This is a genomic window from Blautia sp. MSK.18.38, from assembly GCF_024460535.1.
GTDB lineage: Bacteria > Bacillota > Clostridia > Lachnospirales > Lachnospiraceae > Blautia_A > Blautia_A fusiformis.
Window position 1 is genome coordinate 155522 of the sequence record NZ_JANFYP010000002.1, and the last position, 24182, is coordinate 179703.

Sequence of the window (24182 nt, forward strand, 5' to 3'; positions counted from 1 at the left end):
GATCTGCATTCGATCAAATCTATTCAGGATTCCTTTTTTCCGATAGTGAGCTGAGCCACCGCAGTAAACACCGCACTGATCAGCAGCTCTCCGTAATATCCCAGCCCTCTGCTAAGCACCATTCCCGGAAGCAGCAGGCCACCGAATACCGGACTGAAAATGGTAAGAAACAAAGTCTCACTGATTCCCATTCCTCCCGGAAGCGGCAGCATATCCACAGATACCGATATCACTGCCTGGAGAAAAAGGATATCCCAGAAACCGGTTCCATGGAGTCCAAAAGCCTGATATACGAACCAGGTTACTGCAAACAGTGCCATACGCTGGATAAAAGTGATCTCTATTACTTTAACGATCACCAGCGGATTATTCTTCAGATATGCCGCAGTATTTCGGTAAGTATCCATGGAAGCTTCCAGTTTTTTCAGCCGTCCCTCTTTTTTCCGTATCAGATGAAACCGTTCCAGAAGCTTCATTCCCTTCACCAGGATCGCTTTTGCAAAAAGCGGGTGAAATACCAGAATGGTCATAAAAGTGACACAGAAGATATTCAGCATCAGTCCCAGATAAAACACCGGCAGGATTCCTTCCAGGTATTTGTGAAGAAATCCTCTTCCGAAAATCGCGATCCCAATACCGATCACCACAAGCACCAGCTTATAGGTAATCGTCACGATCATCAGGATCACCGTTGACACCGGAATGGAAATCTTCTCTTTTTTCATATAGTAGATCTGCATGGGCTGTCCGCCGCTGGCGGATGGTGTGATACAGCTGAAAAAGAATCCTACAGACGAAAACAGAAAGCAGGTTCTTTTTTTCAGATGGATCCCGCTGGAACGCATCATATACCAGATAATGATGGATTCCCCCCAGATAAAAAATGCTACCAGTGCAATTCCCGGAAGCAGCCACCGTTTATCTGCCCTATGTATGGCATCCATCATGGAAGACAGGTCTTCTCCGTGAAAAACGCCGTAGATAGTCAGGGCAAAAACTACTGCCAGGAACACTCCGTTAAATATGATCTTTTTTCTGCTCTTCATCACTTGACACCTTCTGTATAGCTGTTGATCTTCTTTTCAATTTTAGTTCCAAACCGTTCATAAATATGCCAGAGTTTTGTTTTCTGTCCCAGAATAAAGCATACCTGAGCCAGGATCACGCCACCTGCCACATCCACAAGTACATGCTGCTTGGTAAAAATGGTAGACAGAAAAACCAGCACAGCCAGTGTAAACGATACCCCCTTATACCATGTCGGAATTCTTTTCTGATCCTTGATCCCCAGAAAACAGAACCAGCTTACCAGACAATGGATAGATGGAAACAGGTTATCTGCCGCATCAATGGAATACAGCCAGCCGGCCAGCAGATCCCAGATCCCGTTTCCTTCGATCACCGGTCTTGTATTGGTAGTGGGATATGCCAGAAATATGATCAGACACACACAACGGGATATAATATCCGCAGTAAAAAAACGGTAAACCTGTTCCCGCTCCTGCCTTGCCGCAAGGATATAATTCACTGCCCAAAATACATAACATCCAAAATAGATAATCAAAAACTGCGGCACAAATGGGAGCCGCAGATCAAGATTACTTTCTATATTGTGATGATACCAACCGCCTGCGATCGCCCTTGAACCGGAATATACAAGACAGTTAAATACAAATGAAAAAACAAGGGGAAAAAGCCCGTACACAGGTACGATCCCTGTTACATATTTCCAAAAACGTTTCATAAATTCACGCCTCATTATTTTATTGATATCAGGAATAAAACATATTCTTCTCCTGCTAACATCTGCTAGTCACAGTATAACAGTCGGGGCGTATGGTTTCAACTAAATATGGAAAGTTTAAGAATTGTTAAGATTTGAGTTCAGTTATTTTTTCTTTTTTGTTCATACTTTTTTCAGAATGACGTCACAGAATGACCACAAAATATGAGTATATTATTAGATGTGCAAAGGGTACTACCTTTGATAACACTTTTTTCTTTTTCATACTGCCGGGGCTACCTCCAAACAAAGCCCCGGCCTCCTTCCTTTTTATTTTCCCATTTTTTAATTATGCCATGCAAGACGTACACTGGATGGATGTACTTCTTTTGTCATCCAGTCCACATCGTTGGTGATCCAGTCCATGATCCCGAGCTGGCGTGTCTCCCATGCGATGGTTGCCTCTCTTGCTTCCGGTGTTTCTTCCACTTCCATAGTTGTGTCGATCTCATCATATCCAAAAATATATCCGCCTGCACTCCAGATGCTGAAGTTGCTGTCCGGGCCCGGATCTATTGTTTCGCCTCTCTGCGCCACAAGTCCGTCATGACGGGCTTTATATTCTTCCTCACAGCCGTCTTTTAATTTTGTCATGAACATTCTGTGGCGGATCAGCTCTTTGTTTTCTCTCACAACACCAAAATTATGATACATCAGGCGCATGTCTTTTCCAGGAGTAGAGATCCAGGTAAAGGTATCTCCGATCTTTTCAGTCAATGCTGCCTTTACTTTCTCCTCTTCCGGAGAGATCACCTCTCCGTCTGCATTTTCGTAATATCCGAAGATCAGGTCTGCCGCATTCCAGATGCTGAAATTATGGATGCCGTTACGGTCAAGATATGCAGTAAGCTCCGGCCAGATCTCGCCTAAGGTCTTACGGTAATCATTCATTTTTCCTTCTTTTACTTTCATTGCAAAAGCATGTCGTTCCATTTATGCTATCCCCCTGTTTTGATGATCCTGTGCTATGTTTTCTACTATGAGCAGATGTAGTTCTTCTGCCCTCATATGATTTGATTCTATCACTTTTATTTTGTTTTTACAATTATGAGGGCAGAATTTCCGATCACTGTTCACAGGTAATGTTACTGTTCACTCCGTTCTCAGCAACACGCTTCGCAATGCACAGGATTTATGCTAATCGCATAAATCCGCGCGGTATGTCTCGGGTTTTCTGTGACCTTCGCTCACAAAAAACACCTCGCGGAATATTACCAGTGAACAGTAACCAGATAATATTCCGCAAAGCGTGTTGCCTGACACAAAGTTATCCGTAACGATTCCCTGAGATGCTCAGGCAAGATACAACATGACCATCAGTGGCATGGTTATGATACTTACCAGCGTTGTCATTACATTGATGGTGCTGGCATAGACCGGGTCCTGATCGTAGAGCTGTGCCAGCTGTACAATCGTTGTTGCCGACGGTGTGATCACTGCCATCAGACTGATAAGCAGAATGGTTTTTCCATCCTTTACCATTGAAGCCAAGGGCAGATACTTCAAAAACAACAGTATAAGCAGTGGAGTCACCACCATTTTCAAGATCGTGATCAGATAGATCCTGGAATGGCTGAAAATATCTTTCCATTTTACCTCCGTCATGGTCATTCCAAGCATGATCATACATACCGGTCCCAGGGTGGCTGAAATCTGGCTCATGGTATTTCCAAGAATCACCGGCAGTCTGATCTGCGTGAAGAACAGAACGATGCCAAGGACAATAGCGATCAGATTGATGTTGCAGAGGATTTTTTTCCAGTTGATGCCGGCCTTCGCCTCCATCAGCGACTGTCCGTGGGTCCACATCAGGATCATCTGCACACTCAGGAAAGCACTGGCATAGATCACCCATTTTTCACCAAGAACTACCGTTACAAGAGGGATCACCAGATTTCCGGAATTGGAATAGATGATGGATTCTTTTTCTACCACACTTAATTTCAGTGGCTTGCCGATGATCTGTACAAATACCAGAAGAAAAATATGGATCAGGATGGCCGCTGCCACTGCCAGAAGGAAGCCATTCCGGATGCTTCTGGAATATTCGATCTGAAAAGCATTGATCATTACACAGGGCATGATGATGTAGATACAGATGACTGAAAGTGTCCTGCTGCTTTTTGCATCGATAAGTCCGCATTTTACCACTGTAAATCCACAGGACATCATCAGAAAAAATACGATGATCTGCTGCAATAATTGTAAAGTTATCATTTTTTCTCCCCTCCGAACGCGTCAGCTCTGTCCGATCTCTTTCAGGGCTGTCTGAAGTTGCGCGTCTTCTTTATGTGTAAGTTCTGTCCAGTCTGTGATGTCTCCGGAAAGCTCTGCTTCCACATCCGGAGTGATTCCTTTTTTGTTGATATCATTGCCCTTTGGCGTAAAATATTTTGCGATGGTGATCTTTACCGCACTGCCATCGGTAAGAGGCTGGATGGTCTGCACCACGCCCTTCCCATAGGTAGTTGTTCCTACAATCGTTCCAATCCCGTAGTCCTTTACCGCCCCCGCAAAGATCTCCGATGCACTGGCACTGTTTCCGTTTACCAGAACAGCCAGCGGCATGTCCAGTTCATTTTTTCCGTCGCAGGTTTCCTCTTCCCTTTTTCCGTTTTTGTCCTCTGTATAGACGATCAGTCCTTCCGGAAGTATTTGGCGGAGTACGCCGCAGACTGCAGTAAGAAGGCCTCCCGGATTATCACGGAGATCCACAACCAGCTTCTTCATTCCCTGATCCTTCAGATCTGCAAATGCTTTTTTATACTGATCGCTGGTCACCTCAGAAAATTCGGAGATCCGGATATAGCCGGTGTCTCCGGAAAGCATCTCATGGGAAACGGTCTGAATCTCCACATCCCGGATCTCCACTTTGACATCCCGGGTTTTCTCTTCGTTTTCCCGCTGTATGGTCAGCATTACGGAATCTTTCTCACTGTCACGGACCATGGAAGCAATATCGGAAGTTTCTTTGTCTGTAACATCAGCTCCATCTACTGCCTTGATCACATCTCCCTTTTTCAGTCCCGCCTGTTCTCCAGGGCCGCCCTCATAAAGCTGTATGATCTTTGCCCCTCCGGTGTCATCCTTCTGAAGAACGGCACCGATCCCTACGTAGGAGCCTTCATTGGAAGTATTCAGCTCTTTATACTGTTCTGCTGTGTAATAGGTGGAGTACGGATCCTTCAGGCCGGCAAGCAGGCCAGCATAAAGCCCCTCACGCAGGCTGCTTTCGTCTTTTTCATCCAGATATTCTTCATCGATCAGTTCTTCCAGGTAATTCAGCTTCTGAACCGTTTTCACATCGGAAAGCGCATTGCCTTTCGGAAACAGTACTTTCTGATAGCTGGTAAAAACAGCGCCTGTCACAACCAGCGTTGCTGCCACTCCAATGGCTATACCTTTTTTGAATTCTTTATTTTTCATATTTTTCCTTTCTTCTGCACAGCCGGTAAAGCCGATAAGATCACAGATTTTCTGTACTCCTCTGTGCGCCGTCCGGTTTTTATATACCGAAAACGGCTGCCGATATTCCGACAGCCGCTGTATATCTTATGATCACACATCATGCGGATACATAAGATTCTCTGCTATTTGGTTATACTCTGAGATGTTTTCTTGTTGTGAAAAAGCTTCCCAAAAGACCGATTCCCACACCAAGTCCAAGTCCCATGGGAACCAGACCCTCATAAATCTGCCAGATCGGAATGAAATCCACGATTCCTGTCAATACATTGAATTTTGTCAGAATAAACTCTACAGCGGAATTATACAGGAAAAACAGGCAGATCAGCGGTATCGCCGCACCGATCACACCGAGGATCATACCTTCCAGAAGGAATGGCAGTCGTACAAAAGCATCTGTAGCTCCTATGTATTTCATAATTCCGATTTCTTCCTTGCGGACAGAAATACCCATAGATACTGTATTGCTGATCAGGAATATGGAAATGATCAAAAGGATTGCGATCACGGCAATCGACACATAAGAAACCAGCTTGTTAATGGAACCAAGTGTCCTGGATGCCTGTTCAGACTGATTTACCTTCCGGACATGTTCCAGTCCCTGGATATAATTCACCAGTTCTGTCTGCTTGGTAATATCATTAAGATATACCTGATAATTGGATGAATTGGCAAGAGGGTTATCATCTTTAAATCCATCTGCCGCATCTTCATCTCCAAAATATTTCTGTTTGTATTCTTCCCATGCCTGATCTGCGGACTGATAGTCCATCCTGGCCACTTCCGGCCTGGACTGAATAGCATCGCCGATCGCCTGGATCTCTTCCTCTGAAGTGCCCTCATCAAAGAATACTGTGATCGGTACTTCTTCTTCCACCTTATGGGCAATATTACCGACGTTGTTCACGATGGAATAGAAAATGCCTACCAGAAAAATGCAGGCTGCCATCGTGATGATACATGCCAGGGAAAACATCCAGTTTCTTTTTATATTCTTAAAGCCCTGCTTCAGGGTATACCAGATCGTACTAGGCCTCATGATATCCTCCCTCTTTCTCATCGCTGATGATCTTGCCGTTGTGCATGGTGACTACTCGCTTGCGCATGGCATTGACGATGTCCTTATTGTGGGTAACTACCAGAACTGTGGTTCCTCTGTCATTGATCTGCTCCATCAGAGCCATGATCTCTTCGGAGGTTTTCGGATCCAGGTTTCCGGTCGGCTCATCTGCCAGAAGGATGTCCGGGCGGTTTACCAGTGCTCTGGCAAGAGCAACTCTCTGCTGCTCACCACCGGAAAGCTCATCCGGGTATGCCTTATACTTTCCTGCAAGTCCTACCTCCTGGAGAACCTCCGGCACACGTTTGCGTATCACACGGGTAGGTCTTCCTATGACACGCTGCGCAAATGCTACATTCTCATATACATTACGGTCTTTTAAAAGACGGAAATCCTGAAATACTACCCCAAGCTTTCTGCGATACTTGGCAACGCGTCTGTGTTTCATCTTCTCCAGACGTTCCCCGCTGACTGTGATCGTTCCGCTGGTAGAATCCAGTTCTTTCATCAGCAGCTTGATCAGTGTGGATTTACCGGAGCCACTGCTTCCTACTACAAATACGAATTCCCCTTTATCAACATGTAAGTTCGCATGATTCACAGCCGGAAGACCCGGGCCGTAAGATTTGCTCACATCTACAAGATCGATCATATATATCCTCCTCTATATTATAAAAACATAATTTTCTTAATTTTTTTGTAACATTATTGTAATATATATTCTGTTTAAATGCAAGAATAAATTTCCCGGGCCCTACAACGGTTACTGTTCACGTTACTGTTCACTCCGTTCTCAGTAACCCGCTTCGCGATGCACAGAATTTATGCTGATCGCATAAATTCGCGCGATATGTCTCGGGTTTTCTGTGACCTTCGCTCACAAAAAACACCTCGCGGGACATTATCAGTGAACAGTAACCTGTTCACTCCATTCTCATTAATGCGCTCCGCGGAATATTACCAGTGAACAGTAAGCAACAGCCCTCTTCAAATTATTTATTTTAACGTAAAAATACCAAAATTACAATAGAGTCATGGATGTTATCTGTGAAGTTCATGTGAATTCGTTACTGCTCACTCCGTTCTCAGTAACACACTTCGTGAATGCTTCCAAACAGGAGGGACATTTACAACAATATTCCATGATGAAAAACGCTCATACAAAAACTGCCACCTATTCCGGGAAGGAATAAGCGGCAGTTTAAAAGTTCTAATATGTTGCCTTAATATATCAAACTATCATCCTGCATTCCGAATGCTATTAGTACTCTAATGTCTCCATATATTTCATATATCGAACAACCATCAGCGCGATCTTAAATGTAATGGCATCCTCAAACACTCTCAAATCAAGGCCTGTACTCTTCTGGAGTTTATCCAGACGATATACCAGCGTATTTCTGTGGATATACAGCTGACGTGAAGTTTCCGATACGTTCAGACTGTTCTCAAAGAATTTATCGATGGTGACAAGTGTCTCCTCATCGAAATCATCCGGAGATTTGTTGTCAAAGATCTCGCGGATAAACATCTTACACAGAGGAATAGGCAGCTGATAGATCAGACGTCCGATTCCAAGTGAGCTGTATGCGATAACTTCCCTGTCTCCGAAGAAGATCTTGCCTACATCAAGGGCCATACGCGCTTCCTTGTAGGAACGTGAAACTTCTTTCAACTCATTGACAATGGTACCGTATGCCATGTGGACATCCTCACCATCTTTATTCAGATCCAGAGTATCCATAATCGTATGAGCCAGCTTATCCATCTCCGGATAGCCCTCTCCCTCTTCCAGTTCCTTGACTATAATGATGCTCTTCTCATCAACAGCAGTGATAAAATCTCTGCTCTTTCCGCCAAAAAGGCTTTTCACGCTCTCTACAGAGCTGTGATCTTTCTCCTGGTTCAGTTCCAGGATCATAACTACACGACGGACATCTGCTTCAATATGAAGCTTCTTCGCTCTGTTGTAAATATCCACCAGAAGAAGATTATCAAGAAGAAGATTCTTGATAAAGCTGTCTTTGTCAAAACGCTCCTTGTACGCAACGATCAGATTCTGGATCTGGAAGGCTGCAAGCTTGCCTACCATATAAGTATCCTCATCATCTCCGTGGGCTACCAGGACATATTCCAACTGATAATCATCACAGACCTTAAAGTACTGAAATCCCTTGACAAGCTGGCTGTCCGCCTGGGATTCTACAAAAGCCTGGATATCTGCCGGCTGGATCTCAAAATCAGAAAAGGTAGACGCAAGTACCTTGCCGTCTGTGTCAATGACACAAAATTCCGTCCTTGATATTTCTTTAAGTCCCTCGAGCGTATTCTGTAACACCTGATTCGATATCATTCCGTTCAATCCCTTCTCACTTATGTGTATGCTTATCTTCTGTCTTTCCCTCTCTATCTATGGCTATTTTAATACAAAATCACCAAAAATGAAAGAGTAAAACTGAAAAAATTTACAAATTTTTGTTGAAATCCGCCTAATTTTTCTCTATAAAACCTTCTCCATGAACTTCTCTTGCATCGGAAACGATCACAAAAGCGTTGGGATCAATATCATCTACCAGCTCTTTCAGCTTCACAATTTCCTTTTTGTTTACCACACAGAAGATGATCGTCTTCTCCTGACCGGAATACATCCCCTTGCCACAGATTCCTGTCGCTCCGCGATCCAGGTCTTCCATAATAACTCTGGCAACCTCATCCGGCTTCTCCGTGACGATAAATGTCTGTTTGGAAAACTTCAGACCTTCGATCAGACTGTCGGATACTTTTGTTACCAGATAAACCGCAATGATGGCATACAGGGCCCGCTGGATACCGAACACATACATTCCTACGATCACAATAAGCCCATCAATAAACTGCATGATCTGTGCGATGGAATAATGACGCATATACTTCTGGATCAGTGCTGCCATCATATCCGTTCCGCCTGTGGTTCCCTGTCCAAGGAAAACCATTCCAATGCCGATTCCCAGGATCACACCACCGTATACAGCAGCCAGAAGGAGATCATCTCCCGCAATATTCCACACCGGCTGAATGGCAAGCCAGGTTGAGAGGGAGATCTCACCGACCAGAGCTTTTCTTACAAAGGAAAAGCCTTTGATCCGCCATCCCAGAAAAAACAGCGGGATGTTCAGCGTGATATTGGTAAGCCACAGTGGAACCCCGCCATCTACGATCCCACCGGTCCAGTGCTTCACCAGGATCGCAATACCGGAAAAGCCTCCGGTTACCAGCCCGGTTGCATCAAAAACGGAATTGATGGCAAGTGCCATCAGCCCGGTTCCTACTATGATCAGAAGATAATCCAGATACCAGTCCTTTTTTTTCACAAGACTCATAAAGTGCTCCTTTCATTTTTTACAGCAATTCCCGGAATTTCTGTCTTGAAATGTCCTCAATATTTCTATTCCGCTGTGAAAATCCCAGAAATGCTATAGTATCATATGACAACTGCATCAGTTTCCCGCACTGACGTGTCATAAAAAGAACGGGACCGTACACTATTCTGCGTCCGTTCCCGTTCTCCATGCTATTTTTCTGTCTTTTTATTTATAAAATGAACAAATTCATAGCTTTCCATTATCTGAAAGTATTTTACGATTCTCGGATAAAGCGGTTCTGCCTTATCTCCGAAATGCTCTTTCACCAGCAGGGCAAGCTCCTGCACGGTTTTGGCTCCATCGATCTCAGGCCAGATAAAAGTTCCCATTTCATCAAGATGAACCTTGGAAAACCTTGGCTTGCCAAAAACCTTCTGCGCGATGGTATTGAACATACCCTTATTCTCTATCTCAAGAATGATCCGCTGCTTCAGGTCCCGGTGCCACCGGATCGACTGGTTTGTTTCCGGGATCAGATCAAGATAGTTGATATCCTGTTTCTTATCCTTTTTGTTTTTTCTCATCAGGCTTTCTTCTTTCTCCAGATAGAGAATTTAAGCAGTGACAGGATCATGATGATCATCAGCACAACACCGCCGATATTTCCAAGGTTTACAACGCCGGACATATCAAGGCTGATACCGACAACTGCAAAGATCGCAAGAAGAATTCCAACAAGACCCTCGCCGGCGATCATACCAGCACAGTACAGAGTACCATCTGTGGCCTGAGCTGTCTTGGTTTTTTCGTCAACACCTTTTCTGCGGTCAAGTAATCCACGAACGATACCACCGATCATGATGGTTGCGTTCAGGTAAATCGGAAGGTAAAGACCGATTGCGAAAGGCATTACCGGGATACGGAGGATCTCAAGGCAGATTGCAAGGAATACACCTACAAATACAAGTCCCCATGGAAGGTTTCCGCCCATGATTCCCTCAACGATCATCTTCATAAGCTGAGCCTGCGGAGCAGGGATCTCTGCTGTACCGTAGCCCCATGCTGCATCCAGAAGATACAGAACACCGCCGATAGCAAGACCGGAAACAACAACACCGAGCATCTCGCCCATCTGCTGCTTCTTAGGTGTAGCACCAAGAAGGTATCCTGTCTTAAGGTCCTGAGAGGTATCACCGGCGATCGCTGCGATGATACAGATAACAGAACCAACAGCGATCGCTGCTGTCATTCCGTCGATACCTGTTTTACCGGAGCTCTTGATCGCAAATGTAGCAATCAGAAGAGTAGCGATAGCCATACCGGAAACCGGGTTGTTGGAGCTTCCTACAAGACCTACCATACGGGAAGATACTGTTGCAAAGAAAAATCCAAAAACTACGATGATAACTGCACCAAGAAGAGTTACCGGGATTGCCGGAACGATCCAGATGATAAATACCATTGCTATAACACCGAGAAGGATGAACTGCATCGGAAGATCCTGTGCGGTTCTCTCTGTGCTTGTGTTCTTGCTTCCCTTCATACTCTTCATGGAGTCACGGAAGGTTGTAACGATCAGCGGCAGGGATTTGATCAGGGAAATGATACCGCCTGTTGCGATAGCACCTGCGCCGATATATTTAACATAAGTAGACCAGATCGCTGATGCTCCGCCGTTTGCGTAAAGCTGGGCAATGGTCGTTCCCTCTGCTGCCGGATACATCCATGTATCAGGTCCGAACAGGCAGATCAGCGGAATGATGACCATCCAGCCGATAAGAGAACCGGTAAACATGTAGGATGCGATCTTCGGTCCTACGATATAACCAACACCGAGAAGTGCCGGATAAACCTCCATACCGATCTCACCCTTGAAGGATTTAAATGCTGCAGAAACATCTGCCGGAAGAAGCTTCAGTCCATCAACAACAAATTTGAAGATGGCAGCAAGTCCCATACCGGAGAATACTGTGGAAGCATTTGCTCCGCCTTCCTCACCGGCAAGAAGAACGTCTGCGCAGGCAGTTCCTTCCGGATAGAGAAGAGTTGCATGCTCTTTAACAATGAGGGCATTACGAAGGGGTACCATGAAAAGTACACCAAGGATACCACCGCAAAGTGCGATCAGAGTGATCTCAACGATGCCTGGTTTGCTTGTAAGTCCTTCCTCTGCCCAGAGGAACAGTGCAGGCATGGTGAAGATAGCACCTGCTGCAAGAGACTCACCGGCTGAACCGATAGTCTGGACCATATTGCTCTCCAGAATGGAGTTTCTGCGAAGAATCACGCGGATAACACCCATGGAGATAACTGCCGCCGGAATGGAGGCAGATACTGTCATACCAACACGAAGACCAAGGTAAGCATTGGCTGCGCCGAAGATGACAGCAAGAATACATCCCATGATCACAGATGTAACTGTGAGCTCCGGAGTGATTTTCTCCGCAGGAATGTAAGGTTTGAACTCTGTGTTTTTGTTCATATTTCCTCTCCCTTTATCTAGTAAATTAGTAACGTTATATAGTATAGCAAATTTCGCAGTATTTTGCAAGAAATTATATCTGAGATATTATATATTATTTACAATTTTCTGTATAATTATAAGCAAATAATTGGTCACTATGCAGCTTTTATGCTAACATAGTGACCTTATTCCTTACAATTGAATATTATACATTTAAAATAAAATACTTTTTTTTTTCAGTTGTCCGTTTCCAGCTGTTTTGTCAGATATCGTCCTACGATCTTTGAGAAATTTCCGATATCCCGGATATAGGCAAAATCCTTTCCAAAAATCTTCTTTTCCGCCGGAAGATCCTTCTCTTCACCTGCAAATACCCCCAGAACACTGACGCCCTGGCTCCGAAGACGCCGCACCTCTGTTGCAGTATCTGAAATGGCATATTTTCCCTGATAAGGGGCCGGATTTTTTGCATTGGGGCGGTTTATGATCACATCGTAGGGGCGTCCGTCACTTAAGATGATCAGGATCTTTTTTTCCTCTTCCCTCTGCAAAAGACTGTATCCCGCTGCTTTTATGGCAAGCCCGTCCCGATTATTGGAGGAAGTCACATAATTGAAAATATCCTCATCTGCCGAAACCGGATCATCATATTCCCGGAACCTGTGCAGGATCGTATGATCCCAGAATGTGCAGTAGCTCATAACCCGATGAGGGATTTCCACATTGCTCAGGGCAGAGCTGATCATATAAGCCTGCAGTGCCACATCTCCCTGTCGGCTCATCTGTGAACCACTGGCATCGATCAGTATATCCACCACAAAATCCGTATTGTCTCCACGAAGAATCCTCTTAAAAAGATTTGCCTCACCGCTTCTGCCTATACGCCACAGCCTGGAAGGAACGATAGTTCCCCGGTCTGATAGGACTTCCTGGTTTTCACTTCGGATCACCAGTGCTTTTTTCAGGAGTTCAGTCAATATGGCAATATTTCGTTTTGCAATTCTGTGCTTGTCATGATAGATCCATATGTTCTTATTACGCAGACGCTTTGCATACTGGTACTGATAATTATCACGAACCGGATTTTTCAGGATTCCTTCTGTAAAATACAGGCTGCAGTCTCCGTGTATTCCCCGGCACATAAGATGGTTCATTCTTTTTTCTTCCGCAGGTGTGAGATAGGTTTTTCCAAAATTCAGTTCCACATAGGTATGAGCTTTCTGAAGAGCTTCCTCTGAAATCACCGTGATCTTGTTTTTCACCTTACGTTTTTCTTCCATATCCTGTGTCAGCGAGGAATCTTCAATATCTGTCATCCGGTCTGTGAGCTTTTCCACGTAATTTTCCAGAGCTTCCTCATACATCTCTTCATTAAGGTAGTCTTCCCAGCCAAATTCCGTCAGTTCTTCCAGCGTCACCGCCATTACCCGTTCAAGGGAACCGTTTTTCTTCTCAAAGTCCGGATCGATGACCGCATTATAGAGGCTGTCGATGATCCGAATCAGTTCCATGGTGTCTCTGCTTTCTGCGCAGGCATAGATCTGATCCCGGAATGCAGACAGTTTTTTCTCCAGAGGCTGTACGCTTCCTGTAAGTACATCACGGAATACTGCAATTTTCAGCCTGTCTAACAGCTTATCGTAGGAAGGCAGGGTTTCATATTCCTGATCCAGGATATCTTCCAGAGCTTTTTTTCTCATGCGGCGAACCCCGGGGCGCTCTTCACAGATCCGCTCTCCCACTGCCGCTTCGATACAGAGCTGTGTCAGCCCGGTCAGCTCCGTCTCAGAGGCATCCAGATAGATTTTTTTTACAAGATAAAGGCCAAGCAGATTTTTGTCAAAATATCTGGCAAAAGCCCCCTGTTTGATCCCATCGTAAAGAGCGATCTCTTTTGAGCGGAGAAACAGCGATACATCCGGCTTCACATCCAGTGTATAGTCGCCGCTTACCGTCCAGAGGAGATTACGGATCCGGTTTTCCAGCTCCATCTTGTAATCTTCTATAGAAAGTTCTTCTGTCAGATCTTTATGCATAGACATCGTCCTTTGTCCACTCTTCCGGGATCCTTGTACGGACTACATCGTCCACGATCTCCTTTTCAAAAATATCGAAGGTTTTGTTCACCACTCCCATCTGCACTGCTGCCAGGGGAGAAAGTCCTGCACGAACAATCTTCATGGCAGCCAGAAGTCCTCGAAGATCCAGCGCTTTTGTGGAGATCTCACTGTTTACGGATTTCTTCTGAAGATCCATAAATACACCGATAAACTGTTCCACTGCCTTTTCCTTTGCCTCCGGGAACATTTTGCGGAAAATAAATCCCAGGGTTTCTTCTGTCTGCGCTGGCATATCGATCACCAGGAAACGGGAAACCAGAGCTTCGTTCAGCTCCTTTGTTCCTGCATATCCGTAGTTCATGGTTCCGATAAAACGTGCCGCAGGATGAAGGTCGATCCGGTCATAGCCCGGAACATCAATGGAGCGGCGATAGTCCAGAGTTGCATGAAGGACAGAGACCGCATCGTTCTTTGCCATATTGATCTCATCCAGAATACCGAAGCCACCATACTCGGCACACTGATAGATGCTGCCCTTTCGGAGGCAGACTTCATTGTTTACAAAGGTATCCGTTCCGATCAGGTCTCCACTGTTTGTATTGACATGGAAAGATACATTATAAACCGGACGGCCAAAAGCATATGCCAGATTTTCTGCCAGGATATTTTTTCCCGTGGCCTTTGGGCCTGCAAGAAGAAGATTTTCTCCTTCCAGAAGTCCTGCAATGGCCATTTCCAGGATTTCTTTTCCGTAGAACGGTATGGACGGTCTGGTAACTCTGGCTGCAGCCCCCTCATCAACGTTATAATTTCTTCGAAACTCCTCGATACCGTGGATCAGGCTTTCGGAAACGTTCTGTTCTTTTAAAAATTCTAATTCTATCATATATACTTACTCCTGAATCTGATTGAATACCGCAGATATCCTCATCCGCAGTTATTATATGATCCTATGACGGATAACCGCTTACAGATTTTTTCTCCGCCAGGTAAAAAACGGGACAGATCTTACATCTGTCCCGTCATTTGATTTCAAAGATGCCGCTGCACCCAGGGAACATCTCTTATTTCCTGTATTTTATTTAACCGATCATACCTCAAAGATCAGATCACCGTAGGATGGCATCGGCCACATATCTTTATCTACGATCATCTCAAGCTCGTCTACAGGTTTTCTTAAAGCCTGCATTGCCGGTACCACGCTCTCTCTGAAGAATACAGCACGGTCACGTCCCTCTTCATGGGATTCCGACTCAGCGATCAGTCCGGAAAGCTTATCCATAGCTGTCTTGGTCTCAGCAAGAAGTGCGGAGGTTTTTTCCAGAAGACTTGTCTGTACACTGACATCAAGCGCTGCGCTCACTGCCTTCACAGAATTGATGGACTCTGCAAGAACCGTTGTATAACGGATCACTGCCGGGATGATCTGCTTGGTAGCTACATCCACCATGGTCTTGGCCTCAATGTTGATAGCCTTTGCATAGCCTTCATACTGGATCTCTGCTCTGGACTCAAGCTCTGCTCTTGTAAATACATTAAAGGATTCAAAAAGCTTCACAGCCTTATCTGTAGTCAGCGCAGGAATGGCATCTACCATGGACGGAAGGATCGGAAGTCCACGTCTCTTTGCCTCTGCCTCCCACTCCGGTGCATATCCGTTTCCGTTGAATACAATACGCTGATGCTGGATCGCATACTCCTTGATCAGGTCATGTACTGCAGTATCAAAATCGTCTGCTGCTTCCAGACGGTCGCATGCATCGCGGAATACTTCTGCTGCGATCGTGTTCAGAACTACGTTGCACTCGGAAATGGAATCACGGGAACCAACCATACGGAACTCAAATTTGTTTCCTGTGAACGCAAACGGTGATGTTCTGTTTCGGTCTGTAGCATCCTTCATAAAATCCGGAAGTGTCTTAACACCGGTATCCAGGATCTCGCCGGTCTTACTGTGTGTGGCGGTACCTGTGCTGATCAGCTGCTCCAGAACATCCTGAAGCTGCTCACCAAGGAATACGGAGATAACTGCCGGCGGTGCCTCGTTTCCTCCGAGACGTTCATCGTTTCCAACGTCTGCTGCAGACTCTCTCAGAAGATCTGCATGCTCATCAACGGCTTTCAGGATACAGGTGAGAACAAGAAGGAACTGGATATTCTCATGAGGAGTTTTTCCCGGCTCAAGAAGGTTGATCCCGTCATCCGTTGTCAGGGACCAGTTGTTGTGCTTACCGGAACCGTTAACTCCTGCAAACGGTTTCTCATGAAGCAGGCAGCGCATACCATGGCGACTTGCAACTTTTTTGAGGATACGCATCATGATCTGGTTGTGATCTGCTGCAATATTTACCGGTGCGTAGATCGGTGCCAGCTCATGCTGTGCAGGTGCAACCTCATTGTGCTGTGTCTTTGCTGTTACGCCCAGCTTCCAGCACTCCTCGTTGACTTCCTTCATGTATGCGGAGATTCTCTGACGGATGGTTCCGAAATAATGGTCATCCATCTCCTGTCCCTTCGGCGGCATAGCACCGAAAAGAGTTCTTCCTGTATAGATCAGGTCTTTTCTCTGGAGCCATTTCTCCTTATCAACCAGGAAATACTCCTGCTCAGCTCCAACGGAAGGAGTTACTTTTTTTGATGTTGTATTTCCGAAAAGGCGAAGAAGTCGAAGCGCCTGTGTATTGACCGCTTCCATGGAACGAAGAAGCGGTGTTTTCTGGTCAAGCGCCTCTCCTGTGTAGGAGCAGAATGCTGTGGGGATACATAAGATCCCGCCGGCTGCGTCATGACGTACAAAGGCAGGTGATGTGCAATCCCATGTTGTATAGCCTCTTGCCTCGAATGTTGCACGAAGTCCTCCGGATGGAAATGAGGATGCATCCGGTTCACCCTTGATCAGCTCCTTGCCAGAAAAGCTTAAGAGTACCTTTCCGTCCTCTCTTGGCGCTGTGACAAATGCGTCATGTTTCTCGGCAGTAACACCTGTCAGCGGCTGAAACCAGTGACAATAATGAGTAGCACCTTTCTCAATAGCCCATTCCTTCATCTCATGTGCAACCACATCAGCGATCTCCATGGACAGCTCCTTACCCTCTTCTATTGTCTTTTTCAGTTCGCGGTATACTTTCTTCGGCAAACGGTCCTGCATAACAGAATCGTTAAATACATCGCAGCCAAAGATTTCCTTTACGTTGATATAATCTCCCATTTCTTCCTCCTTTTCGTTCCTGTATATCCAGTCTTTCTTATGAGGAAAGACATTTTCACCTCTGTATGATCACCTTGTCTTCGGATACTCGGATCATTCTTCGCTCTTCTGGGTAATCTCCTTGATCTCCTGCATTTTCTGGTTCAGCCGGCTTTTTTTCTGTTTCTTACTACTGGTAAGATAAAGGTTCATGGCCTCATGAAGATTATCGATCTCCACACGGGTCTGATCTCCACCGAACTCTCCATCCAGCGTCCATGGAACAGCCTCCTCTGACTCTATCACAACATGCGCAGACTTAAAAGAATAAATCAGATCTGTATTATCCTCTGCAGTAAGAAGCGCAGTCATGATCTCCTGAAGCTCCAGCGGATTCTTCGGATTGGTGATCAGTGTCACCTCAAACAGTCCGTCATTCATATCCACGTTTTTTCCGGTAAGATTCTTAAATCCGCCTACAGATCTGGAATTGCTGATCATACCGTAGATAAAATCATTCTCCACAGTCAGCTCATCGGAGGTTACCTTCAGATGATAGGATTTCACCTCAAAAAGCTGCTTCATCCCTTCCAGCACATAGGCAACATGTCCCAGGATATTTTTCAGATCCTGGTCTGTCTCATAGGAAACATTGGTAAACAGTCCAAACGCAGCCACATAGGCAAATGTCTGGTTATTAAATTTACCGATATCACAGTGATAGATCTGCTCCTCCATGATCATGGAGGCAGCTGCAGTCATACTCTTCGGCATAAACAGACTGTTGGCAAAATCATTGGTGCTTCCTGCAGGGATATACCCGATCGGTGTCTGGCTGCCCACTTCCACGATTCCGGTAACCACCTCATCCAGTGTACCGTCACCTCCACTGCAGGCGATCAGATCTACCTGATCTGCATATTCCTTCACCTGTTCATAAGCATCCTTCGGTCCCTGCGTGGCACGGATGATCACTTCGTACCCACCTTTATTAAAGATATCCACAATGTCCAGCAGATGCATCTTGATTCTTCCTTTTCCTGCTTTGGGGTTGAAAACAAAAAGCATTCTTTTTTTCATTATACAATCCTCATTTCCCGAAATGATTCGTTATGTCTATTCTTTTACTATGATAAAAAAAACGATGTAAAATGTCAATCTTAACTTTTCACATCTGGTCTTACCACAAGCAGCCGGAATTTTATAACAAAAAAAGTCCAAAAACCCAATAAAATTGAATCTTCAGACCTTTTGTTAAGTAGCGAGAGGGGGATTCGAACCCTCGACACCACGGGTATGAACCGTGTGCTCTAGCCAACTGAGCTATCTCGCCATATTCTTTTGTAACATGGGACCTATAGGGCTCGAACCTATGACCCTCTGCTTGTAAGGCAGATGCTCTCCCAGCTGAGCTAAGATCCCATATAAATAGCGAGAGGGGGATTCGAACCCTCGACACCACGGGTATGAACCGTGTGCTCTAGCCAACTGAGCTATCTCGCCATATCTTTTTGTAACATGGGACCTATAGGGCTCGAACCTATGACCCTCTGCTTGTAAGGCAGATGCTCTCCCAGCTGAGCTAAGATCCCATAACAGTTGTTCGTCTTAGGAACTCTTCCGTTCCGCAACTCGCTTTGCTATTATATAATGGTTTGTGACTTGTGTCAACAGTTTTTTTCACTTTTTTTAATTTTTTAAAAAATATATGCTTTTTTGTATTTTTACAGTGGCAGGGAGGTCTGAAATCCCCTGCCGCTGTAAGGATGTTATGGGCAAAGTATTGCCCATAACTTGATACTCCCGGATTGCTCCGCTGCACGCAGCTCACGCAATCCTCAAACATTCGGAATCCGCTAATTTACTACGTAAATTGCTACTTCCTCATGTTTGGCGGGGTCCAAGTTCAAAAGTCTTATCGTGCAAGCACGAACGACTTTTTGACCTTTTCCCCCTGGTATTATCTGAAGTACTCAACACCAGATTCAAAAATCTTGATATCCTGCTCTCCGTAGATATTGACAGCAACGCCTGCGTCACGACGCTCACTGTGTGCCATCTTTCCGAGAACACGTCCATCCGGGCTTGTGATTCCCTCGATGTTCATATAAGAGCCGTTTACGTTAAACTCACCCTCATATCCAGTCTCATCTACCGGTACATACTCCGTTGCGATCTGTCCGTTTTCCTTGAGTTTCTTCAGCCACTCATCGTTTGCGACAAAACGTCCCTCACCATGAGAAGCCGGATTACAGTATACACCGCCAAGCTGTGCTTTCTGAAGCCATGGAGACTTGTTGCTGACAACCTTGGTGTAAACCATCTTGGATACGTGGCGTCCGATGGTGTTGTAGGTCAGTGTCGGAGAATCCTCTTTCTGTCCGCAGATCTCACCGTACGGTACCAGTCCCAGTTTGATCAGTGCCTGGAATCCGTTGCAGATACCAAGAGCAAGACCGTCACGCTCATTGAGGAGCTTCATAACTGCCTCCTTGATCTTCTCGTTCTGGAACGCGGTAGCAAAGAATTTCGCGGATCCGTCCGGCTCATCTCCAGCTGAGAAGCCGCCCGGGAACATGATCATCTGTGCCTGATCGATGGCTTTCTCAAAGAGCTCTACAGAATCATGGATATCTTCTGCTGTAAGGTTCTTGAATACCTTTACGTCTACCTCGGCGCCTGCTCTCTCAAATGCACGGGTACTGTCATACTCGCAGTTTGTTCCAGGGAATACCGGAATAAATACACGCGGTTTTGCAACCTTATGTTTGCATACATAGATGCTGTCTGCTTTGTAAAGGGAACCGTCATCTGCCTTGACATCCTCGGTTCCTGCTGCTGTTTTAAATACATTCTCCAGAGTTCCTTCCCATGTGGAAAGCGCCTCTTTCAGAGTGATCTCTGTATCACCGTAGGTGAACTTCGTATTATCCGTAACCTCACCGATCACAGTATAGGTAATGGCAAGCTCACCGACTTTTCCATCCGGAACCTCACAGATGATATCGCCGAATGCCGGAGCAAAGAAATCTCTTGGATCAAGGTTATGCTCGATCTTTACACCCATGCCGTTACCAAAGGCCATCTTGCTGACTGCAGCAGCGATTCCATGACGGTCAAGTGCATATGCGGAGATCACACGGCCTGCCTGGATATCCTGGTGTAATTTATCATACTGCTCCATAAGAGCCGGGTAATCCGGAAGATCATAGGAATCCTTCGGTGCACGGAGCCATACCAGCTTGCTTCCTGCTTTTTTGAGCTCCGGTGTGATCACATCTTTTACCTTTGCAACATCCACTGCGAAAGACACCAGTGTCGGAGGAACATCAATGTCATTGAAGGTTCCGGACATACTGTCCTTACCGCCGATGGAAGGAAGGCCGAATCCGATCTGTGCCGCATAAGCGCCAAGCAGTGCGGAGAACGGCTGGCTCCATCTCTTAGGATCTTCTGTCATACGACGGAAGTATTCCTGGAAGGTGAAACGGATCTTCTTATAGTCACCACCGGTTGCAACGATCTTGGCAACAGACTCGGTTACTGCGTAGGCAGCTCCATGATACGGACTCCATGAGGAAAGATATGGATCAAAGCCGTAGCTCATCATGGTAACAGTCTCTGTTTTTCCGTTCTGTACCGGAACCTTTGCAACCATGGACTGTGTCTCTGTCAGCTGATATTTGCCACCGTGAGGCATAAATACACTGCCTGCGCCGATGGAGCCGTCAAACATCTCCACAAGACCCTTCTGTGAGCATACATTCAGGTCAGCAAGAGTATCCATCCATTTTTTCTTTACATCTGTTACATCCGGACGTTCCTCGAAAAGATTTCCGTCCTTTGACGGGATCTCAACCTCAACGGAGGTCTCCTGATGTGCACCGTTGGTATCCAGGAATGCACGGGAGATATTTACGATCTCTTTTCCTCTCCAGTTAAGGACAAGGCGTGGCTCCTCCGTTACAACTGCAACCGGAATTGCCTCGAGATTCTCTTCATTTGCAAATTTCAGGAAAGTATCCACATCTTTCGGGTCAACTACAACAGCCATACGCTCCTGAGACTCAGAGATGGCGATCTCAGTACCGTCAAGACCTGCGTATTTTTTCGGAACCTTGTCGAGGTCGATCTGAAGTCCCGGTGCCAGCTCGCCGATGGCAACGGAAACACCGCCTGCGCCAAAGTCGTTACATTTCTTGATGATATGGCTGACTTCCTCTCTGCGGAACATCCTCTGGATCTTACGCTCGGTAGGCGCGTTACCTTTCTGCACCTCAGCGCCGCAGACCTCGATGGAAGCCTCTGTGTGGACCTTGGAGGAACCGGTTGCACCGCCGATACCGTCACGACCGGTACGTCCGCCAAGAAGGATGATGATATCTCCAGGATCGGAATTTTCACGGATGACCGCACGTCTCGGAGCCGCACCCATAACCGCACCGATCTCCATACGTTTTGCAACGTAGTCCGGATGATAGATTTCTTTTACAGCACCGGTTGCAAGACCGATCTGGTTTCCGTAGGAACTGTAGCCGTGGGCTGCGCTGCGGACAAGCTTCTTCTGCGGAAGTTTACCCTTCAGAGTTTCCTTTACGGATACGGTAGGATCTGCTGCACCTGTCACACGCATTGCCTGATATACATAGGTACGTCCGGAAAGCGGATCACGGATGGCTCCGCCAAGGCAGGTTGCCGCACCACCAAAAGGCTCGATCTCCGTCGGATGGTTGTGTGTCTCGTTCTTGAAGTTGATCAGCCACTCTTCTTCTTTCCCGTCCACGTCCACCGGTACCACGATACTGCAGGCATTGATCTCATCAGACTCTTCCTGGTCTGCAAGCTTGCCTTCTGCTTTCAGTTTCTTCATTGCCATAAGTGCAAGATCCATCAGGCAGACAAACTTATCATCACGGCCCTTGTACATATCCTTATGGGCATCCAGATATTCTTTGTATGTTTTTTCAATAGGAGTCTTATAATCACCTTCGTCAAACTTCACGCTGGTAAGCTCTGTGGAGAAAGTAGTATGACGACAATGATCAGACCAATAGGTATCCAGAACACGGATCTCTGTCATGGAAGGATCGCGTTTCTCTTCATTTCTGAAATAATTCTGGATATGCTGGAAGTCCTTAAATGTCATGGCGAGGTTCAGAGAAGAGTACAGCTCCTTCAAATCAGCCTCAGCCATATCCTTGAATCCGTCAAAAATCTTCACATCCTCAGGATCAGGGAATACTGTTACCAGTGTTTCCGGCTTCTCAAGACCTGTCTCACGGGAATCCACAGGGTTGATGCAGTGATGTTTGATCGCCTCAAACTCTGCATCTGTAACGTTTCCTTCGATTACATAAGTAGTTGCTGAACGGATGATCGGTGCTGCATTCTCATCCAGGAACTGTACACACTGCACTGCAGAATCGGCTCTCTGGTCAAACTGTCCGGGAAGGAATTCTACGGAAAATACACGTGCGCCCTCTGTCACATCAAATTTTTCAAGATACAGATCATCTACCGGCGGCTCTGCAAATACGGTCTTGCAGGCTTTCTCAAATACTTCATCGGAGATATTCTCCACGTCATAACGGATCAGCTCACGGACTGCTGTCACAGTGCTGATACCAAGATAATGTTTGATCTCATGTTTCAGTTCCTTTGCTTTTACTGCAAAGGCAGGTTTCTTTTCTACATACACACGTCTTACGTTGCTCATAGAAGGCTCCTTTCTCTATATCCGATAATAAGGATGGTAAACGTGCAGAAAGCATTTCAGTCTTTCTTTTCTGCTGAAAATATAGTATCATAGGAAATATCATTAGTAAAATTAATATATCTTATATCATTTATAAGCGGAGGATTTTTCACATATGGATATCAATCTTGAACTTTACAAAGTGTTTTATTACGTGGCCACGACGCTGAGCTTTTCGGAGGCTTCCAGACAACTTTTTATCTCACAGTCTGCAGTAAGCCAGGCCGTCAAAAACCTTGAAAAAAAGCTGGGCCATACTCTGTTTGTGCGCAGCACCAAACGGGTCATCCTGACACCGGAGGGAGAGCTTCTTCTCCAGCATGTAAAGCCGGCTCTTTCCATGCTAAACGAGGGAGAAGCTGTCCTTTCCGGAGAAGGAAATCTTACCGGTCAGCTGCGGATCGGTGCCAGCGATACTCTGTGCCGCTATTTTCTCATCCCCTATCTCCGCCGTTTCCACAAGGATCATCCGGAGGTACGGATCAAGATCATCAACAGTACTTCCATCGGATGTGCGGAGCTTCTGGAAAACGGCCAAGCTGAGCTGATCGTCACCAACTACCCGAATTCCCGGCTTTCAGCCCACACCAAGCTTCAGACTGTGCTGGAATTCCGGGATATCTTCGTGGCAAATCCGGACTATTTCACCATGGGCAAATCGCCTCTTTCCATGGAAAATCTTCTGGATTATCCCATCCTGATGCTCGCTCCAAAGAGTACCACCAGCGAATATCTTCATCAGGTGTTTGCAGCCCAGGGACTGAAGCTGCTGCCTGAGGTTGAACTGAACAGCAACGATCTGCTGATCGATCTTGCAGAGATCGGACTTGGTATTGCCTGTATCCCGGATTATATGCTCCGCAACCGTCCGGGTCTGGAACCTGTCCATCTGAAAACACCTCTGCCCGCAAGAAGTGCCGTGATTGCTCATCATGAAGCACTGCAGCTTTCCCAGGCTGCCCAGTGCTTTCTTAAATATTTTTCCCAGATCTGATACGATCAAGTTCCTGCCGCTTACTGCTTTTCGCGATCGAAGCAGGATACTTCCCTGATTCAGTAAAAAAGCC

17 protein-coding genes and 4 tRNA genes are annotated in these 24182 nt (G+C 45.9%); 1 reads left to right on the plus strand and 20 read right to left on the minus strand.

The annotated features are described in order from the left end of the window. Positions 1-23: 23 nt before the first annotated feature. The 20 genes from NE638_RS02145 to NE638_RS02240 form a co-directional block, all read right to left on the minus strand. Positions 24-1046: a lysylphosphatidylglycerol synthase transmembrane domain-containing protein gene (locus NE638_RS02145; RefSeq protein ID WP_173745727.1), complete on the minus strand. Its 1023-nt coding sequence runs from the start codon at positions 1044-1046 to the stop codon at positions 24-26. Next, positions 1046-1744, minus strand: coding sequence for a phosphatase PAP2 family protein (locus NE638_RS02150; RefSeq protein ID WP_173745728.1), 699 nt, complete (start codon positions 1742-1744; stop codon positions 1046-1048). The genes NE638_RS02145 and NE638_RS02150 overlap by 1 nt, the downstream gene beginning before the upstream one ends. Before the next feature lie 324 nt (positions 1745-2068). Further along, on the minus strand, positions 2069-2716 hold the full coding sequence (locus NE638_RS02155; RefSeq protein WP_015526977.1) for an L-rhamnose mutarotase: 648 nt from the start codon (positions 2714-2716) through the stop codon (positions 2069-2071). A gap of 360 nt (positions 2717-3076) precedes the next feature. Further along, on the minus strand, positions 3077-4000 hold the full coding sequence (locus NE638_RS02160) for an AEC family transporter (protein WP_173745729.1): 924 nt from the start codon (positions 3998-4000) through the stop codon (positions 3077-3079). Between the two features lie 21 nt (positions 4001-4021). Continuing rightward, a complete protein-coding gene (locus NE638_RS02165) occupies positions 4022-5209 on the minus strand; it encodes a S41 family peptidase (RefSeq protein WP_173745730.1) in 1188 nt (395 codons plus the stop codon). A 172-nt stretch (positions 5210-5381) separates the two neighbouring features. Continuing rightward, complete coding sequence (gene ftsX, locus NE638_RS02170) at positions 5382-6287, minus strand: permease-like cell division protein FtsX (protein WP_015526973.1); 906 nt, start codon at positions 6285-6287, stop codon at positions 5382-5384. Continuing rightward, complete coding sequence (gene ftsE, locus NE638_RS02175) at positions 6277-6960, minus strand: cell division ATP-binding protein FtsE (protein ID WP_015526972.1); 684 nt, start codon at positions 6958-6960, stop codon at positions 6277-6279. The genes ftsX and ftsE overlap by 11 nt, the downstream gene beginning before the upstream one ends. A 609-nt stretch (positions 6961-7569) precedes the next feature. Next, positions 7570-8661 carry a PucR family transcriptional regulator gene (locus tag NE638_RS02180; RefSeq protein WP_015526970.1) on the minus strand — a complete coding sequence of 364 codons (1092 nt, stop codon included), beginning with the start codon at positions 8659-8661 and terminating at the stop codon, positions 7570-7572. A 136-nt stretch (positions 8662-8797) separates the two neighbouring features. Then, positions 8798-9667 (minus strand): YitT family protein, encoded by an 870-nt coding sequence (locus NE638_RS02185; protein ID WP_147603372.1) that lies wholly within the window; start codon positions 9665-9667, stop codon positions 8798-8800. Between the two features lie 191 nt (positions 9668-9858). Beyond that, complete coding sequence (locus tag NE638_RS02190) at positions 9859-10233, minus strand: PqqD family protein (protein ID WP_021650789.1); 375 nt, start codon at positions 10231-10233, stop codon at positions 9859-9861. After that, positions 10233-12131, minus strand: coding sequence for an OPT family oligopeptide transporter (locus tag NE638_RS02195; RefSeq protein WP_114002028.1), 1899 nt, complete (start codon positions 12129-12131; stop codon positions 10233-10235). Before NE638_RS02195 ends, NE638_RS02190 begins: the two co-directional genes overlap by 1 nt. A gap of 218 nt (positions 12132-12349) precedes the next feature. Next, positions 12350-14149, minus strand: coding sequence for a nitric oxide reductase activation protein (locus NE638_RS02200; RefSeq protein ID WP_173745731.1), 1800 nt, complete (start codon positions 14147-14149; stop codon positions 12350-12352). Further along, positions 14142-15059: an AAA family ATPase gene (locus NE638_RS02205; RefSeq protein WP_173745732.1), complete on the minus strand. Its 918-nt coding sequence runs from the start codon at positions 15057-15059 to the stop codon at positions 14142-14144. The genes NE638_RS02200 and NE638_RS02205 overlap by 8 nt, the downstream gene beginning before the upstream one ends. 204 nt (positions 15060-15263) lie before the next feature. Further along, the gene (locus NE638_RS02210) at positions 15264-17381 is read right to left on the minus strand and encodes a glutamine synthetase III family protein (RefSeq protein WP_021650786.1); all 2118 of its coding nucleotides are present in this window, start codon (positions 17379-17381) and stop codon (positions 15264-15266) included. A gap of 93 nt (positions 17382-17474) precedes the next feature. Then, entirely contained in the window at positions 17475-18440 is a 966-nt protein-coding gene (locus tag NE638_RS02215) for a diacylglycerol/lipid kinase family protein (RefSeq protein WP_059085348.1), read from the minus strand. 179 nt (positions 18441-18619) lie between these two features. Further along, a tRNA-Met gene (locus NE638_RS02220) sits at positions 18620-18693 on the minus strand. 16 nt (positions 18694-18709) lie between these two features. Continuing rightward, a tRNA-Val gene (locus tag NE638_RS02225) sits at positions 18710-18782 on the minus strand. A gap of 7 nt (positions 18783-18789) precedes the next feature. Next, a tRNA-Met gene (locus tag NE638_RS02230) sits at positions 18790-18863 on the minus strand. Between the two features lie 16 nt (positions 18864-18879). Further along, a tRNA-Val gene (locus tag NE638_RS02235) sits at positions 18880-18952 on the minus strand. Between the two features lie 368 nt (positions 18953-19320). After that, a complete protein-coding gene (locus NE638_RS02240; RefSeq protein ID WP_173745733.1) occupies positions 19321-23076 on the minus strand; it encodes a phosphoribosylformylglycinamidine synthase in 3756 nt (1251 codons plus the stop codon). 154 nt (positions 23077-23230) lie between these two features. Between NE638_RS02240 and NE638_RS02245 the strand changes: the two genes are divergently transcribed. Continuing rightward, complete coding sequence (locus tag NE638_RS02245; RefSeq protein ID WP_021650784.1) at positions 23231-24109, plus strand: LysR family transcriptional regulator; 879 nt, start codon at positions 23231-23233, stop codon at positions 24107-24109. Positions 24110-24182: the final 73 nt, after the last annotated feature.

What these genes read in the sequence shown, in the direction of transcription:
- NE638_RS02150 (WP_173745728.1), bottom strand. Translation starts at nt 1,744, where the DNA reads ATGAAACGTTTTTGGAAATATGTAACAGGGATCGTACCTGTGTACGGG.
- NE638_RS02180 (WP_015526970.1), bottom strand. Translation starts at nt 8,661, where the DNA reads ATGATATCGAATCAGGTGTTACAGAATACGCTCGAGGGACTTAAAGAA.
- NE638_RS02155 (WP_015526977.1), bottom strand. Translation starts at nt 2,716, where the DNA reads ATGGAACGACATGCTTTTGCAATGAAAGTAAAAGAAGGAAAAATGAAT.
- ftsE (WP_015526972.1), bottom strand. Translation starts at nt 6,960, where the DNA reads ATGATCGATCTTGTAGATGTGAGCAAATCTTACGGCCCGGGTCTTCCG.
- NE638_RS02215 (WP_059085348.1), bottom strand. Translation starts at nt 18,440, where the DNA reads ATGAAAAAAAGAATGCTTTTTGTTTTCAACCCCAAAGCAGGAAAAGGA.
- NE638_RS02210 (WP_021650786.1), bottom strand. Translation starts at nt 17,381, where the DNA reads ATGGGAGATTATATCAACGTAAAGGAAATCTTTGGCTGCGATGTATTT.
- NE638_RS02200 (WP_173745731.1), bottom strand. Translation starts at nt 14,149, where the DNA reads ATGCATAAAGATCTGACAGAAGAACTTTCTATAGAAGATTACAAGATG.
- NE638_RS02160 (WP_173745729.1), bottom strand. Translation starts at nt 4,000, where the DNA reads ATGATAACTTTACAATTATTGCAGCAGATCATCGTATTTTTTCTGATG.
- NE638_RS02245 (WP_021650784.1), top strand. Translation starts at nt 23,231, where the DNA reads ATGGATATCAATCTTGAACTTTACAAAGTGTTTTATTACGTGGCCACG.
- NE638_RS02165 (WP_173745730.1), bottom strand. Translation starts at nt 5,209, where the DNA reads ATGAAAAATAAAGAATTCAAAAAAGGTATAGCCATTGGAGTGGCAGCA.
- NE638_RS02190 (WP_021650789.1), bottom strand. Translation starts at nt 10,233, where the DNA reads ATGAGAAAAAACAAAAAGGATAAGAAACAGGATATCAACTATCTTGAT.
- NE638_RS02240 (WP_173745733.1), bottom strand. Translation starts at nt 23,076, where the DNA reads ATGAGCAACGTAAGACGTGTGTATGTAGAAAAGAAACCTGCCTTTGCA.
- NE638_RS02185 (WP_147603372.1), bottom strand. Translation starts at nt 9,667, where the DNA reads ATGAGTCTTGTGAAAAAAAAGGACTGGTATCTGGATTATCTTCTGATC.
- ftsX (WP_015526973.1), bottom strand. Translation starts at nt 6,287, where the DNA reads ATGAGGCCTAGTACGATCTGGTATACCCTGAAGCAGGGCTTTAAGAAT.
- NE638_RS02195 (WP_114002028.1), bottom strand. Translation starts at nt 12,131, where the DNA reads ATGAACAAAAACACAGAGTTCAAACCTTACATTCCTGCGGAGAAAATC.
- NE638_RS02145 (WP_173745727.1), bottom strand. Translation starts at nt 1,046, where the DNA reads ATGAAGAGCAGAAAAAAGATCATATTTAACGGAGTGTTCCTGGCAGTA.
- NE638_RS02205 (WP_173745732.1), bottom strand. Translation starts at nt 15,059, where the DNA reads ATGATAGAATTAGAATTTTTAAAAGAACAGAACGTTTCCGAAAGCCTG.